17 protein-coding genes are annotated in these 12877 nt (G+C 64.6%); 6 read left to right on the plus strand and 11 right to left on the minus strand.

Translation table 11 applies throughout. From position 1 onward, the window contains the following. Positions 1–234 precede the first annotated feature (234 nt). The 4 genes from C2U70_RS33720 to C2U70_RS20065 all read right to left on the minus strand — a co-directional run bounded on the left by C2U70_RS33720 (position 235) and on the right by C2U70_RS20065 (position 1591). Positions 235–558 (minus strand): aminotransferase class III-fold pyridoxal phosphate-dependent enzyme, encoded by a 324-nt coding sequence (locus tag C2U70_RS33720; protein WP_283810393.1) that lies wholly within the window; start codon positions 556–558, stop codon positions 235–237. 50 nt (positions 559–608) lie between these two features. After that, entirely contained in the window at positions 609–857 is a 249-nt protein-coding gene (locus C2U70_RS33725) for an aminotransferase class III-fold pyridoxal phosphate-dependent enzyme (protein WP_283810394.1), read from the minus strand. 333 nt (positions 858–1190) lie between these two features. Further along, a complete protein-coding gene (locus tag C2U70_RS20060; protein WP_140980152.1) occupies positions 1191–1370 on the minus strand; it encodes a hypothetical protein in 180 nt (59 codons plus the stop codon). Beyond that, positions 1367–1591 carry a hypothetical protein gene (locus tag C2U70_RS20065; protein ID WP_140980153.1) on the minus strand — a complete coding sequence of 75 codons (225 nt, stop codon included), beginning with the start codon at positions 1589–1591 and terminating at the stop codon, positions 1367–1369. Before C2U70_RS20065 ends, C2U70_RS20060 begins: the two co-directional genes overlap by 4 nt. Positions 1592–1942: 351 nt before the next feature. On the opposite strand from C2U70_RS20065, the gene C2U70_RS20070 reads away from it, so the two are divergent. From C2U70_RS20070 to C2U70_RS33510, 3 genes are all read left to right on the plus strand, one after another. Next, positions 1943–2404 carry an Hsp20 family protein gene (locus C2U70_RS20070; RefSeq protein ID WP_140980154.1) on the plus strand — a complete coding sequence of 154 codons (462 nt, stop codon included), beginning with the start codon at positions 1943–1945 and terminating at the stop codon, positions 2402–2404. A 119-nt stretch (positions 2405–2523) separates the two neighbouring features. Then, positions 2524–2853 carry a hypothetical protein gene (locus C2U70_RS20075; RefSeq protein WP_140980155.1) on the plus strand — a complete coding sequence of 110 codons (330 nt, stop codon included), beginning with the start codon at positions 2524–2526 and terminating at the stop codon, positions 2851–2853. A gap of 25 nt (positions 2854–2878) precedes the next feature. Further along, on the plus strand, positions 2879–3133 hold the full coding sequence (locus C2U70_RS33510) for a hypothetical protein (protein ID WP_140980156.1): 255 nt from the start codon (positions 2879–2881) through the stop codon (positions 3131–3133). A 50-nt stretch (positions 3134–3183) separates the two neighbouring features. On the opposite strand, the gene C2U70_RS20085 is transcribed toward C2U70_RS33510, so the two are convergent. Further along, entirely contained in the window at positions 3184–3648 is a 465-nt protein-coding gene (locus C2U70_RS20085; protein WP_140980157.1) for a pyridoxamine 5'-phosphate oxidase family protein, read from the minus strand. Between the two features lie 440 nt (positions 3649–4088). On the opposite strand from C2U70_RS20085, the gene C2U70_RS20090 reads away from it, so the two are divergent. Together C2U70_RS20090 and C2U70_RS20095 are read left to right on the plus strand one after the other, a co-directional pair. After that, the gene (locus C2U70_RS20090; RefSeq protein WP_246666802.1) at positions 4089–4610 is read left to right on the plus strand and encodes a hypothetical protein; all 522 of its coding nucleotides are present in this window, start codon (positions 4089–4091) and stop codon (positions 4608–4610) included. 133 nt (positions 4611–4743) lie between these two features. Next, positions 4744–5781 (plus strand): helix-turn-helix domain-containing protein, encoded by a 1038-nt coding sequence (locus C2U70_RS20095; RefSeq protein WP_140980158.1) that lies wholly within the window; start codon positions 4744–4746, stop codon positions 5779–5781. A 30-nt stretch (positions 5782–5811) separates the two neighbouring features. Here C2U70_RS20095 and C2U70_RS20100 read toward each other — a convergent pair whose 3' ends face one another. The 5 genes from C2U70_RS20100 to C2U70_RS20120 form a co-directional block, all read right to left on the minus strand. After that, positions 5812–6081, minus strand: coding sequence for a hypothetical protein (locus C2U70_RS20100; protein WP_140980159.1), 270 nt, complete (start codon positions 6079–6081; stop codon positions 5812–5814). A gap of 159 nt (positions 6082–6240) precedes the next feature. Then, positions 6241–7218: a Bug family tripartite tricarboxylate transporter substrate binding protein gene (locus C2U70_RS20105; protein WP_140980160.1), complete on the minus strand. Its 978-nt coding sequence runs from the start codon at positions 7216–7218 to the stop codon at positions 6241–6243. Between the two features lie 87 nt (positions 7219–7305). Continuing rightward, positions 7306–8151, minus strand: coding sequence for a fumarylacetoacetate hydrolase family protein (locus C2U70_RS20110; protein ID WP_140980161.1), 846 nt, complete (start codon positions 8149–8151; stop codon positions 7306–7308). Next, complete coding sequence (locus C2U70_RS20115) at positions 8148–9758, minus strand: bifunctional 3-(3-hydroxy-phenyl)propionate/3-hydroxycinnamic acid hydroxylase (RefSeq protein ID WP_140980162.1); 1611 nt, start codon at positions 9756–9758, stop codon at positions 8148–8150. The genes C2U70_RS20110 and C2U70_RS20115 overlap by 4 nt, the downstream gene beginning before the upstream one ends. After that, positions 9751–10653 (minus strand): VOC family protein, encoded by a 903-nt coding sequence (locus C2U70_RS20120; protein ID WP_140980163.1) that lies wholly within the window; start codon positions 10651–10653, stop codon positions 9751–9753. Before C2U70_RS20120 ends, C2U70_RS20115 begins: the two co-directional genes overlap by 8 nt. 135 nt (positions 10654–10788) lie before the next feature. Between C2U70_RS20120 and C2U70_RS20125 the strand changes: the two genes are divergently transcribed. Beyond that, complete coding sequence (locus C2U70_RS20125) at positions 10789–11487, plus strand: GntR family transcriptional regulator (RefSeq protein ID WP_140980164.1); 699 nt, start codon at positions 10789–10791, stop codon at positions 11485–11487. Positions 11488–11510: 23 nt separating this feature from the next. On the opposite strand, the gene C2U70_RS20130 is transcribed toward C2U70_RS20125, so the two are convergent. Next, on the minus strand, positions 11511–12623 hold the full coding sequence (locus C2U70_RS20130; protein WP_140980165.1) for a D-alanine--D-alanine ligase family protein: 1113 nt from the start codon (positions 12621–12623) through the stop codon (positions 11511–11513). Positions 12624–12877: the final 254 nt, after the last annotated feature.

Genomic DNA, 12877 nt, shown 5'->3' on the forward strand with positions numbered 1-12877 from the left:
ATTCTGTGATCCTCGTGAAGCAAGGACAAGTGGCGGCGCGTACGCGATGCGGACCGGGCTCCACAAGCTTTGCTTGCCGAGTCTGCGTCTCGGCCCCCCGTCCAGGTCATGATCCCCTCGCGAAAGAACTATAGGAACCGGCCGCCGGAGGCGGCCTATGTCACCTTCCCCCACATCTGCCTTCGCCAAGGCTTCGGCGAACAAGAGGGGAGAAGGGAAGGGCGGCCCTGCGGCTCACAACCCTGCCATCGACCCTTCCAGAATATCCAGTGCCTGATCCAGCTCGTCCCGCGTAATCGTGAGTGGCGGGCAGAGCGTCACCACGTTGCCGCCACCGAGCTTGAAGCTGAGGCCGGCCTCCAGGCAGCGGTACAGCAAGCGCTCCGCACGCGCGTTCGCATCACGCGCGTCGCGGCGACCGATCTCGACGCCGAGATAGAGGCCGGCGCCGCGCACCTCTGAGATCAGGGGATAACGCTGCGCCATCGATTGCAGCCGGTCGAGCGCGTGCGCGCCGAGCACGCGCGCGGCGGTGAGCAACTGCTCCTCCGCGATCACATCGAGCGTGGCCAGCGCCGCCGCGCAGCCGACCGGGCTCTTCTCGTGGGTTAGTGGCCGAGCGCGCCCTCGGGCACGACGTCGAGATCGGCCCGCGCGAGGATGGCCGCCATCGGCATGATGCCGCCGCCGAGGCCCTTGCCGAGGACGAGGATGTCGGGTGCGGTTTCGGTCTGCTCGCAGACGAACATGGTGCCGGTACGGCCGAGGCAGCTCGGCACCTCGTCAAGGATGATGGGATGGAGACGTCCGGCCAGCGCGTTGCTCCTGGCGACGAGATCGGTCGCCAAGTCGGACAAAGCCTTGTTCTCCTCCGAGAGAAGGGGCCTCATCGCGGTTGGAAAGGCCATTTTTGCCGCTTTCAGTATGAGAATTAATATTTATATATCAATTACTTAACGAGGCATAATGACTGAATATTGCCGGTTGTATTGCCGGTTCCGGAACGAATTGGCAAAGGAATTTTCCGAGGAGGTTCGCCAGCGGGGTCAAACCGCTGCGCCATCGCCGAGCTGCATTGCCGCAGCACGAGGCGGTTCGTGCCGCGAGCCTAAAGGCGGTGCGGACGCCTGATGGAGCGAGCGTCAGGTTCACGAAAATGAAGGCGCCGGGGTAACGGCGCCTTCCGTCGCTCAGGCGGCGAGCCGATCCGGAACGCCGCCCTGCAATTCGTCCAGCAGCCGCTGCTCGCGCGCGATCCGGCTCTGGTAGAGCCGGCGCTCGTCTTCGGTCCTGGCACTGGCCAATAGAAGCAGATAATGCCCGATGACCTTTTCGCTGCCGCGGATCAAGAGATTGCGGACATCGGTCATGGCGTCGCCCCCAGGCCTGCAGGAGCGGCCGGACCTTGCGGAATGGTCAACGCGATCGGGAAGGTGTCGTCGGCGAGGGACTTCAGCGAGGTCTGTTCCTCGGCGAGGCGCCGTTCGATGTACTGGCGCTCCAGCTCCGAGAGCTTGGTCCGAAGCAGCCGCCGATAGCGGTGGATGTTGTTGCGGTGCGCACGAATGCGGGCCAGATCTTCGTCGAGCATCGTCGTCACTCCTGACGGTCTTTTCACGGTCCTTTTCGGTGTTAAGAAAGTCGGGAAAAGCAAATTCCCGCCGCAAAAAATATTCGGCGGCGGGGGCCTGTCAAGGCCCAGGCTGTCGCCAGATCCCGGAAGGCGCGCCAGCCGGCGCGCGGCATTTCGGTCGCCGCAAAAATTTTTTCGATCGCCCCTTGAAACGAATTGCCGCTTTTCTAATTCATTTTTCGCCGCGAGAGCGGTGTGCCGGATGCTCTGATCGGGTCCGGCGCGGGCGCCGGGCCGGGGTCTTCGGACCTGCTCCGATTCCCTCCTTGCGCTCCTTCGTATCCATCTTGCTCTTTGGAGGACTTGGTTATGAGGACCACCTTTGACTTCGCGCCCCTGTGGCGCTCCACCATCGGCTTCGACCATCTGGCCGGCCTCGTCGACAGCGCGCTCCGCCAGGCGACCGAGGACAACTATCCCCCCTACAACATCGAACGCTTCGGCGAGGACCACTACCGGATCACGCTCGCCGTTGCCGGCTTCGGCGCCGACGATATCGTCGTGACGGCCGAGCAGAACGCGCTCACCATCGAGGGCAAGAAGCCCGACAAGGGAGCCGGCGAGTACCTGTATCAGGGCATCGCCGCGCGTCCGTTCCGGCGCGTGTTCAACCTGGCCGATTACGTCCAGGTGAAGGAGGCCTCGTTCCGCGACGGGCTGCTGATCGTCGATCTCGTCCGTGAGGTGCCGGAAGCCATGAAGCCGCGCCGCATCCAGATCGCGGGCGGCGGTTCTTCCGTCTCGCAGATCGAGCAGAAGAAGGCGGCCTGACGCTCGATCGAGGTTCACGGCGGAACGCGGCGCGCGCGAGCGCGGCCGCGCTCCCCGATGCATGCAATGATGCATGCAATGAAGACATCCCGAGAAAGGAGTTTTGTGGGAGACAGAAGATGACCAACGCCAACACGAATGCAGGCAATCTTCATCCACTCTTTCATCCGGCTGCGCACTATGCGTCTCCGGAAGACGTGCTCAATGACAGCGAGCTCACCGCGCCGGAAAAGCGGATCATCCTGTCGTCATGGGCCTCGGACATGTTCGCCGTCGAATCCTGCCCGGCGCTGCGCGAGATTCCGGGCATGGGTCACACGATCCGGCTCGCGGACATCCTTGCCGCGCTCCGGCAGCTCGACGGTGACGATGACGATCCTCCGCCGGGCGGAGGCGTGCCGATGCGGTTGCGGCGGCCCTGGGCCGCCGCACGGCGAAGGTCCGCATGATCGGGGCCGTTCACGGGAGCGCAACATGCAGCGCAGACGCTTCAAGCAAACGACCACCCTGGAAGAGCGCCTTGCCGGCGAGGCAAAGCGCCTTCGCGAAGACGCAAAATCGGTTCCGCCTGGGGCAGCGCGCGAGGCGATGCTGCGGAAGGCGAGACAGGCGGAGACCGGCGCACATTTTTCCGAATGGCTGCGGTCTCCCGATGCGACATCGAGCGCTGAGGCCGGCGCAGGCGAGGGGTCCGCAAGCCGGAGTATCAAACACGATCCTCCGCCATGATTGGTGGGTCCGCGCGCGCCTTCGTTGAACGAAGACCACTCCGCGGCACCTCACTCCTCGAAACGCTCCGATGGCTGAAGCAGCCGGAAGCGGGCGGTCCAGGCCCGGCGCAGCTCCGGCTCGCTCGCTCCGTCATCGTAGGCCGGCGACGTCAGCGGCAGCGCTCTTGTGACTGATATGGTCACGATGGCGCGGATGCGGTGTGCGAGCGAGCTGCGCAAGTGTGGGAGCAGCGTGTCAAAGGCGGGCTCGCCGCGTTCCACCACGGTCGCCGTGCCGGCAAAGCGATAGCCCTTGCGCACGAAAGCGTCGACGAAATTGACCTCGATGCGCGGATTGGCCTTGAGGTTCCGGATCGTACCGGGCGAACGGATCTCGCCGAAGGCGATGGTGCGGTCGTCGAGCACGGCAAAGGTGCCCTTCGGCGAGACGTTCGGCGTCCCGTCGGGCGATGCGGTCGCGACGAAGCCGAGGCGCTGCTCCTCGATCAGCCGCTTCATGTCTGATGTCAGCATGGAACGACGGCTGCGCCGCACTCCGTCGTGACGAGGTCGTGTTGCTTCATGCGCCGCTCGCCGCCAGTGAGCTACTTGCGCAAATCTAGCAGATCGGCCGGGTTCCGGTAGGGCGAACCGGATTGCGCACGAGGGGGTTTACGGAAATTGCTCGGTCGCCGGCTCGGACACGCGCGTTGTTTCGACGCTGGCGCCGTCGTCGCCCCGGTGATCCGCGTACTCCTCCGCAAGGCGGATGACATGATCCCTCGCGGATGCGTCGGAGATGCGGAGGAACGCCCGCACCAGCCTGAGGCCTTGGAGATGAAGCGCGGGTTCTGAGCGATCAGGTTCAGCCATGGCGTCCGGGCCGCTGCGACATGTCAGGTGTGCCTCTCGATCGGCATCGGGCAGGAATCGGCGGCCCGTGCGGGTCGCGCATGCGGGCTCGTCACGGGCGATTGCTGCACCTGCTCGGCCCATCCCAGAAGAAAGCGCAAACCCCTGATTTGCAACCATCAACATACCCATATTGGGTATGCGAAGTGCAGGGAAACCATCTGCTTTCAGTTACAACGGGCAAAGCCGGTCACCGATTCATGCGCAATTCATCCGATCTCACCCGAACCGTTTCACGACATACGCTGGCCTACATCCTGTATTCGGTCAGCGAGATGCTTCGGCACTATACCGAGTTCGATCCGCTCGATCTGCTGATCGTCCACGCCGTCCTGAATGCGAACGTCATCAACGTCATGAACGACCTCACCCTCGACGAGCGGTTTTCCGGCATCGATGCAGTCGAGCCGGATACCATCAAGCTAGGGGGTTTCGCGGGCCGCGCTGTCCCGTTTCCTGAGCTTGCCGCTGGAGACGGTGCGCCGCCGCGTCACGCGCCTGAAGCGCCTCGGGGTTCTCGTGGAGACCAAGTCCGGCCTGATCGTATCGGAGGAGAACGCATTCAAGTTCGGCAACAACCATGAGCTCCAGAGGACGAACATGCTGCTGCTGAGAAAGTTGCTGCGTGATCTCGCTCGTGCCGGGATCAACGGACCCGATGATCTCGGGACACGTGCCAGTTCCGAAGCGCGACGGTCGAAATAGGTCGAAAAGCGCGTGCCGCAGTCCCTTCATATCGACCCTGCATCAGGTACGGCGGCGAAAGATCCGTGGGGACCCCTCGATGCGCTGCTGCGGGCGCTCAAGCCGTCTCCGGCACTCGAGCTCGAGCGGATCGACATCGATCATTTCCAGCCGAGTGAAAGCAATGCCTGGGCGGTGAGCGTGCCTCTGGCGTTCGCCACGACGCCGATCATACGGGCGAAGCTGAATCTTCCGGGCGTGACGTTGTCATTGATGAGAACGTTCCCGCGCGTCGTGCGCGGCTACCGGCTGCCGGATGACCTGCTGGTGGTGGTGCCGATGGACGACGTCTCCTCCGCACGTATCAACGGCGAGGCGATCGGAAGCTCCATCGTCGTGCTGAAGGGCAGCCCGGATTGCGTCGGCTACGAACCGCAGGGGCGGGTCATCGCGATCGTCCGCCTGCGGCGTCAGGATGCACGGGAATCCTGGATGAGCCTCAAGGATGGTTGTCATCTGGTCGATCCGCCCCCCGCCAGCCTGTTCTGGCTGCGTCGCCTGATCCTGACCGCGGTGGATGCCGCGGCGAAACAGCCGGAAGTGTTCGTCAGCGCGGGCGTAGACCGGACCATCGCCGGTTCGCTCGTGAACATGCTGAAGCCGCTGATCGGCCTGCCGTCGCGGAATGCGAGGGCGCATCCGTCGCTCGGCAAATATCGAACGATCGTCCAGCGCATGGAGGATGCCGTCCGCCAGGATCCGGAAGGAACCTATCACCTCACGGACCTGGCGCGGCATGTCGGCGTGCCGGTCCGCACGCTTCAGAACGCGAGCAAGACGATCTGCGGGCAGAGCCCGCGCCGCTATGCGCATATTCTGCGGCTCTGGTCCGTTCGCCGGCAACTGCTCTCGGGTTCCGCCGGCGTCATCGTGAAGACGGTCGCGATGATGCAGGGCTTTCGGCATCTCGGCGAGTTCTCGGCCAGCTACAAGGCCGCATTCGGCGAGATGCCATCCGAGACGCTGGCGCGAGCCCGGTCCAAGAGCCGGCGGATGGCGGGCGTATCGTAGGATGCGCCACGGGTGTCACAAAGCCGGCCCTTAACGCCGCACGCCGACGCGATTGATGCCGCCATTGAGATTGGTCGCGCTCGCCGTGCCGGCTCGCACCGCCGCGCGCGCCACCGGGCGTGGCCGGAGCACGACGCCGGCCCGCGCAACGCAACTGGGCGGATAGTCGATGTACTGGCAATAGACGACGGCTGCGGCCGGTGCCGGCGTGAACGTGACGCCCGCAATGCCCAAGAGGGCGCTGGCGGCAATCCCCGCAACGGTCATGGACCCGATCGAAAGACGCTTCCTCGCATGCATGGGAATACTCCTTTTTCGCGCGCGCGAACCAAAGGTAAGCCGCCGCTTCAGCGACGCGAAGGAGTAAGGCTGCGTCCAGCACCGGGAACGTTGACGTAGATCAAGGTCGGCTGCGACCTCGCGCGAGGTTTCTTGTCGCAACGCCGGGATGACGCGCGGCTATTCCGGCTCGATGCCGAGCCCCTGAATGATCTTGCCGGACGAGGCGAGCTGCTCGTCGAGGAAACGCTTGGCGCCCTTCGGCGTGACGGCATCGCCGACGCGGACGTCGAAGCCGAGCGTGGGCGCGCGCTCGCGCACCTCTGGCGATTCCAGTGCTTTTGCAATCTCGGCGCTCAGCCGGTCGACGATGTCGGCGGGCGTGCCGACCGGTGCCAGGAACATGAACCAGCCCTGCAGATCGACGCTTTGCAGCGTCTCCGAGATCGCGGGGACATCGGGCAGGGACCCGATCCGCTTGGCGCCCGCAACGGCGATCGGCCGGAGCGTGCCTGCCGCGATGAAGGCTTCCGCGATGGAGGCGGCCTGGATCGTCACCTGGATGCGGCCGGAGATGGCGTCCTGCACCGCGTTGGTGGTCGTGTTGTAGGGGATGAGGACGAAGCCGGTGCCGGCGTGCTTGTTGATGGCCTGCGCGATCAGGCCGGAGAGGTTGCGCGCGCCGTCCACCGCGAGGCTCAACGAGCCCGGTGCTGACTTCTCGAGCTTGATCAGCTCGGGCAGCGTTTTGGCCTTCACCTCCGGATTGACGAGCAGGACATGGTTGCTCTTGGCCGCCATCGCGACCGGGATGAAGTCCTTGACGGGATCGTAGGGCAGCTTCTTGAAGGTGTAGGGATTGGTGACGAGCGCGGCCGATGTCGCAAACAGGAACGTGTAGCCGTCGGGCGTCGCGCGCGCGACCGCCTGCGTGCCGACGAGGTTGGCGGCGCCGGGCTTGTTCTCGACGACGAATTGCTGGCCGAGGGCGCGCGACAATTTTTCCGTGATGAGGCGGCACATCACGTCCGGACTGTTGCCGGCCGGCTGTGGCACCACGACCGTCACCGGCCGCTGGGGCCAGCCTTGCGCGAATGCGGGAAGGGAGACGCAAAGCGCGGCGCCGGCGAGCAGCAGACGTCGAGAGAGTTTTGACATTGGTGTTCCTCCTGGAAGTCGCCACTTCGCGGGCGTTTGTTTTGCTCTGAGGGCAGCAGCCCGCGGTCGCTGGCTGCCACCGTTCGATCAGGTTTCGTCGACGATGGTGTTCTTGAGCACGCCGAGGCGCTCGACCTCGATCTCGACGACATCGCCGGGCTTCATCCAGAGCGGCGGCTCGCGCCGCGCGCCGACGCCGCCGGGCGTTCCGCTGACGATGACGTCGCCGGGCTCGAGCCGCGTGAAGGTGGAGCAATATTCGATCTGGCGCGGGATATCGAAGATCATCTGCTTGATCCGCGCTTCCTGCATCACCTGGCCGTTGAGACGGGTCTGCAGCTTCAACTCGGCGAGCTCGCCGAGCTCGTCCGGCGTCATCATCCAGGGCCCGAACGCGCCGGTGTCAGGGAAATTCTTGCCCGGCGTGAACTGATGCGTGTGACGCTGGAAATCGCGGATGCTGCCGTCATTGTAGCAGGCATAGCCGGCGACATGGCTCATGGCATCTGCGCGCGAAATGTAACGGCCGGCCTTGCCGATGATGACCGCGAGCTCGCCCTCGAAATCGAGGTCGGTCGAGACGCGTGGCCGCACGATCGGCTGCAAATGTCCGGTCTGGCTGTTGGCATAGCGCGCGAAGATGGTGGGGTGCTCGACCTCGGCGCGGCCGGTTTCCTTGCGATGCGTCTCGTAGTTCAGGCCGACGCACAGGATCTTGTCGGGGTTCGGAATGACCGGCAGCCATCTGACCTTCGAGACCGGCGTGCTGGTTGAAGTGGATTTTGCATCCGCAACGCCGGCGAGCCGCGCGCCGATGGCCGCTCGGAGATCGGCATAGCGGCCATTAAGCGCCGCGCCGACATCGAAGAAGGTCTCGCCTTCGACGATGCCCCAGGTGGTGCGGTCGTCGATCGCTACAGTGGCTAGTTTCACGGAGTTCTCTCCATTCTCGGATCGGGAAAATTGTCGGCTTGATCGGCCGTGGTGCCGCGAAGACGCGCGTTGATCTCGTCCAGGAGATCGGCGAGCTCCTTGGCATTGCGCGCGGTGCCGAAGACGTAGTGGTCGGGTCGAACGATTGCGGCGACGACGCCGTGACGGTCGAACCAGTTTGCGAGCACGCCCTCGGTCTCTTCGAGCGCATCCGGCGTACCGGGAGGTGCGATTGCGGCTGCCGACAGGTTGGGTTGCGCGGCGCAGAGCGCGAGGAGGGCGGCGGCCTCACTGTGGCGACCGTCGATCAAGACGCGCAGGCCTGGTCCGACCACCTCGTCGAGCAAGCGCACGGCGCCTTCGCTTGCGACGCGCGGCTGCGGAAACAGGCTGCCGCATGCGGGGCTCTCGTGCTGCGCGAGGAAGCCCGCGCGGAGCGGCGGAATGATCTCCTGTCGCGTGATCTGCAATGGCTTGCCGCCGCCTTGCGCCAGCAGTTGCGCATCGCGCCGGCGTGCCGCGGCAACATCGCGCTCGCAGATTGCTTGGCCGATCGCCTTGATCTTGCCGGTCAGCTCGATCACGTGCTGCTTGCGCTCGACGGTGTAGCTGTCGAGCAGGCTGTCGGGCGATGTGCCCCTCAGCACGCGATCAAGCTTCCAGACCACATTGGTGGCGTCGCGCAGGCCCTGGCACATGCCCTGGCCGATGAAGGGCGGTTGCTGATGCGCGGCATCGCCGGCGATCAGGATCTTTCCGTTGCGCCAGTTGTCGGCAACGAGGGCGTGGAAGCGGTAGGACGCGGCGCGCCACAACTCGCCGTCCTGCTGATTGAGCCAGGGCGCGAGCAGCTTCCAGACATTCTCCGGCCGTTCCATCTGTCGCGCGTCTTCGCCCGGCAGCAGCATGATCTCCCAGCGGCGATGGTTTTTCGGGCCGATGAGGAAGCTGACGGGACGCGCGGGGTTGCAGAATTGCGCGGAGCATTGCGGAAGTTTGTGAAGCGCGTCCTCATTCACGCGCATGTCGACCACGAGCCAGGGTTCGTCGAAGACGAGGTCCTCGAGCGCGAGGCCTGCGATCTCGCGCACAATGCTCGATGCGCCGTCGCAGCCGAGCACGTAGCGCGCCGTCACCGAACGAAGCTGTCCGTTCGCGCCCTTCAGCTTCGCTTCGACGCGATCGGGCGTTTGCACGAGATCGAGCAGCTCGACGCCGAGCTCGGCCCGCACGTTGGAAAAGCTGGTGGCATGGCGGCGCAGCTCGACTTCGACCGCGGGCTGGCTGAACACCATGCTCGGCGTGTAACCGAGCGGATAGGGCTTTGCGACCATGTCGATGCGCCGGATCAACTGGCCGTCGACGCCAAAATGCTCCGATGCAGTGAAGGGCTCGATATAGGGTGCGATCGCGCCAGCGAGGCCCATATTGTCAAAATGGCGAAAGATCTCGTGATCGAGCGCGATTGCGCGCGGCTTGTCGTAGACGTCAGTGAGGCGGTCGATCACCAGCGTGCGATGGCTGAGGCGGCCGAGCAGGCCGGCGGCCACTGCGCCGGTCGGCCCGAAGCCGACGATCAGCACGTCATGGTCGGTGGCATCACGCATGCGCTTGCCCTGTGAAGGGAACGGCGAGCTGCGCGGTCTTGCACGCGTCGGATTTCGGCGGCGCGATGCCCCACTGATCGGTCCGTCCCGGCGGCCAGACCCAATCGCCCGGGCCTTTCGCGACGTAGCTGTCGTCGATCTGCAAAACTTCGGCGGTGTATTCGATGACGGCGCCGGTCGGATCGACGAAATAGGCGAACACATTATCGCCCGGGCCGTGTCGCCCGACGCCCCAGCCGATCGGAAAGCCGTGATCGATCATGCGACCGGAGCCGCGCATGACCGATTCGAGATCGGGCATCAGGAAGGCAATGTGGTTGAGGCCGTTGCGGGGCGCCTCCGCAAGCACGACCGCGTGATGGTCGCTGTTGCAGCACAGGAACGCCATCAGCTTCGAGCGGTCCGACTGCCGGAATCCCAAAACGTCCTGGTAGAAGGCCGAGAGCCCGTCGACGTCGGTGCTGTTGATGTTGACATGCGCCAGCCGCTCGGGACGGTCCGCGACGGTGCGCGCCGGCTTGGTGCGATCGCCATGGACGAATTCCATCGCGCAGCCCTGCGGCTCACGCACCACAAAGCTTTCGCCACCCGACGGCGCTGAGGATGGCGCGAGCGGACTGATCACCTCGCAGCCGGCCTGCCGGGCGCGGTCGAACAGGCGGTGCAGATCGGCGTGCGAGCGGGCACGGAAGCTGACCTTGCGGAGCGACGTCGCCTCACCGGGCGTGAGCTCGAGCACGTGAAAATCGCTGCCCGTCGCGGCGAGGTACACCGTGCCGCCGGCTTCCGCGGCGATGTCGAGACCCCAGGCCCCCGTGTAGAAATCGACCGACCCGGCGAGATGCGGCGTCGTAATCTCGACGCTGCGCAGGGCCGCCACCGGAAAATCGGACATTGGGCTTCCCTCACTCTGGAAACGCGAACCGCCGACCTTTAATATGTATAAAAGTGCTCGTAAAGAAGAAATTTATAAATTATCGGCTGAAGTCGGCTAATGTACAAAAAGGCGCGATGAATCAGATGGACGCCCATGAGCACTGACCTGCCAATCCCCAAGGCGGACCAGCCGGCCACGCTGGCGACCACGATCTACGCGCGGCTGAAGGCCGACATCCTGACCACGCGGCTCGAGCCCGGTCGCAAGCTGCAGTCGCGCTTCCTGATGGAGCAATACAATGTCGGGCAGACGCCGCTGCGCGAGGCGCTCAACCGCCTGACCACGGAAGAGTTCGTCGTCGGCATGGAGCAGCGCGGCTTCTATGTGAAGGAGGTCAGCAGGGAGGAGCTGCAGGAGCTGACCAAGACCAAATGCTGGGTCGAAGGCCTGGCCCTGCGCGAGTCCATGCAGAACGCGACGCAGGCGTGGGAAGAGTCCCTGCTGGTGGCGCATCACCGGCTTGATCGCACGCCGCGCTCGCTGAAGGCCGACACCTTTGAGGACAATCCGGACTGGGAGAAGGTGCATCGCGCGTTCCACGCGACGCTGATCGGCCTGTGCGGCTCACGCCCGTTGCTCGGCTTTTGTGAGCAACTCGCCGACCGGCTCTATCGCTACCGCATGATGTCGATCGCAAAGGCCTATCCGGCGCGCAAGGTCGGCGCCGAGCATCGCGATATCCTGCAGGCAGTTCTTGCTAAGGATATCGAAGAGGCCGTGCGTCGGCTGCAGCAGCACTATCAGCGCACGGCCGACGTCATCTACTCCGATCTCGACGGAGTGATCGGGTAGTACGGTTCGCGGCCGCTGCTCGGCTAGCGATGCACCGAAACCGTCTTCGTGCGCCGATGCCGCGCGATGGCGTGCGCGATCAGCGCATCCATCAGTTTCGATTGCGGCAGGCCGCTGGTTTCCCAGAGCTTTGGATACATGCTGATGTTGGTGAAACCAGGCAGCGTGTTGGCTTCGTTGACGAAGACATTTTGACCGCTGAGGAAGAAATCGATCCGTGCCATGCCCTCGCAGCACAGCACCTTGAAGGTCCTGATCGCGAGCCCCTTGATGGTCTCGCTCAGCTCGGGCGCGATGCGCGCAGGCACGACGAGGCTGGCACCGTCGGCGTCGATATATTTGGCGTCGTAGGAATAGAAGCCGTGCTTGTCGTCGGGCACGATCTCGCCGAGCTCGGACGCCTTCACCTCGCCGCTCTCATCCTCCAGCACCGAGCATTCGATCTCGCGCACCTGTGGCACGCATTGCTCGATCAGGATTTTCCTGTCGAAGCGGAAGGCGTGTTTGCAGGCTTCGGAAAACTCCTCGGCGTTGCGCGCCCGGGACACGCCGACCGACGAGCCCATGTTCGCGGGCTTCACGAACAGCTCCTTGGTGCCGATAGCCTGGACGGCGTCGTCATAGCTGACCGACGCAGGCGCCGTGATCGCGATGAAGCGGGAGATCGGCAGGTCCGCGTCCTGCAGCAGCCGTTTGGCGATGTCCTTGTCCATGGCGACCGCGGAGCCGGCGACACCGGATCCGACATAGGGAACGTCGGCCAGTTCGAGCGCGCCCTGCACCGTGCCGTCCTCGCCGTGCGGGCCGTGCAGCACCGGAAAGACCACGTCGAAGGCGGGAAGCGGGCGCGCCTGCGATCCCGCATCGTCGGTGAGCAGCGCCTTGCCGCCGCTGCCGGGAAGCAGCGCGATCTGCGGTCCGTCTTCCGGAACGACCAGAGCCGCGCTACCTGTCCCGGCACCGTTGCCGGCATCGGCCGCGATCCAGCGGCCGTCCCGCGTGATTCCGATCAGCACCGTCTCGTAGCGATCCTGATCGAGCGAGCGCAGCACGTTGGCCGCCGACGCCCGCGACACGTCATGCTCGGCCGATCGTCCGCCGAAGAGGATTGCGACCCGGAGCTTGCGACCGTCCATTTCATTACCATGGGTTGAAGCGCGTACGGAGCTGACTTTAGCAGCTTCGAAGAGTTGATGTCTTCAGCTCGATTTGGAGATACGCGCTGCGCTCTTCCCTCTCCCCCCTATGGGAGAGGGTGGCTCGGCGCTGCGCAGCAGCGGCGAGACGGGTGAGGGGTTTCTCTTTGCGGGTGAATTCGTTGAGTTGAGCTTGTTGAGACAACCCCTCATCCGGCGCTTCGCGCCACCTTCTCCCACAAGGGGAGAAGGGA

Source organism: Bradyrhizobium guangdongense, assembly GCF_006483445.1.
GTDB lineage: Bacteria > Pseudomonadota > Alphaproteobacteria > Rhizobiales > Xanthobacteraceae > Bradyrhizobium > Bradyrhizobium guangdongense_A.

Excerpts from the sequence above, each read along its gene's own strand:
- C2U70_RS20060 (WP_140980152.1), bottom strand. The coding sequence starts at position 1,370 with ATGACCGATGTCCGCAATCTCTTGATCCGCGGCAGCGAAAAGGTCATC.
- C2U70_RS20065 (WP_140980153.1), bottom strand. The coding sequence starts at position 1,591 with ATGCTCGACGAAGATCTGGCCCGCATTCGTGCGCACCGCAACAACATC.
- C2U70_RS20070 (WP_140980154.1), top strand. The coding sequence starts at position 1,943 with ATGAGGACCACCTTTGACTTCGCGCCCCTGTGGCGCTCCACCATCGGC.
- C2U70_RS20075 (WP_140980155.1), top strand. The coding sequence starts at position 2,524 with ATGACCAACGCCAACACGAATGCAGGCAATCTTCATCCACTCTTTCAT.
- C2U70_RS33510 (WP_140980156.1), top strand. The coding sequence starts at position 2,879 with ATGCAGCGCAGACGCTTCAAGCAAACGACCACCCTGGAAGAGCGCCTT.
- C2U70_RS20085 (WP_140980157.1), bottom strand. The coding sequence starts at position 3,648 with ATGCTGACATCAGACATGAAGCGGCTGATCGAGGAGCAGCGCCTCGGC.
- C2U70_RS20100 (WP_140980159.1), bottom strand. The coding sequence starts at position 6,081 with ATGCATGCGAGGAAGCGTCTTTCGATCGGGTCCATGACCGTTGCGGGG.
- C2U70_RS20105 (WP_140980160.1), bottom strand. The coding sequence starts at position 7,218 with ATGTCAAAACTCTCTCGACGTCTGCTGCTCGCCGGCGCCGCGCTTTGC.
- C2U70_RS20115 (WP_140980162.1), bottom strand. The coding sequence starts at position 9,758 with ATGCGTGATGCCACCGACCATGACGTGCTGATCGTCGGCTTCGGGCCG.
- C2U70_RS20120 (WP_140980163.1), bottom strand. The coding sequence starts at position 10,653 with ATGTCCGATTTTCCGGTGGCGGCCCTGCGCAGCGTCGAGATTACGACG.
- C2U70_RS20125 (WP_140980164.1), top strand. The coding sequence starts at position 10,789 with ATGAGCACTGACCTGCCAATCCCCAAGGCGGACCAGCCGGCCACGCTG.
- C2U70_RS20130 (WP_140980165.1), bottom strand. The coding sequence starts at position 12,623 with ATGGACGGTCGCAAGCTCCGGGTCGCAATCCTCTTCGGCGGACGATCG.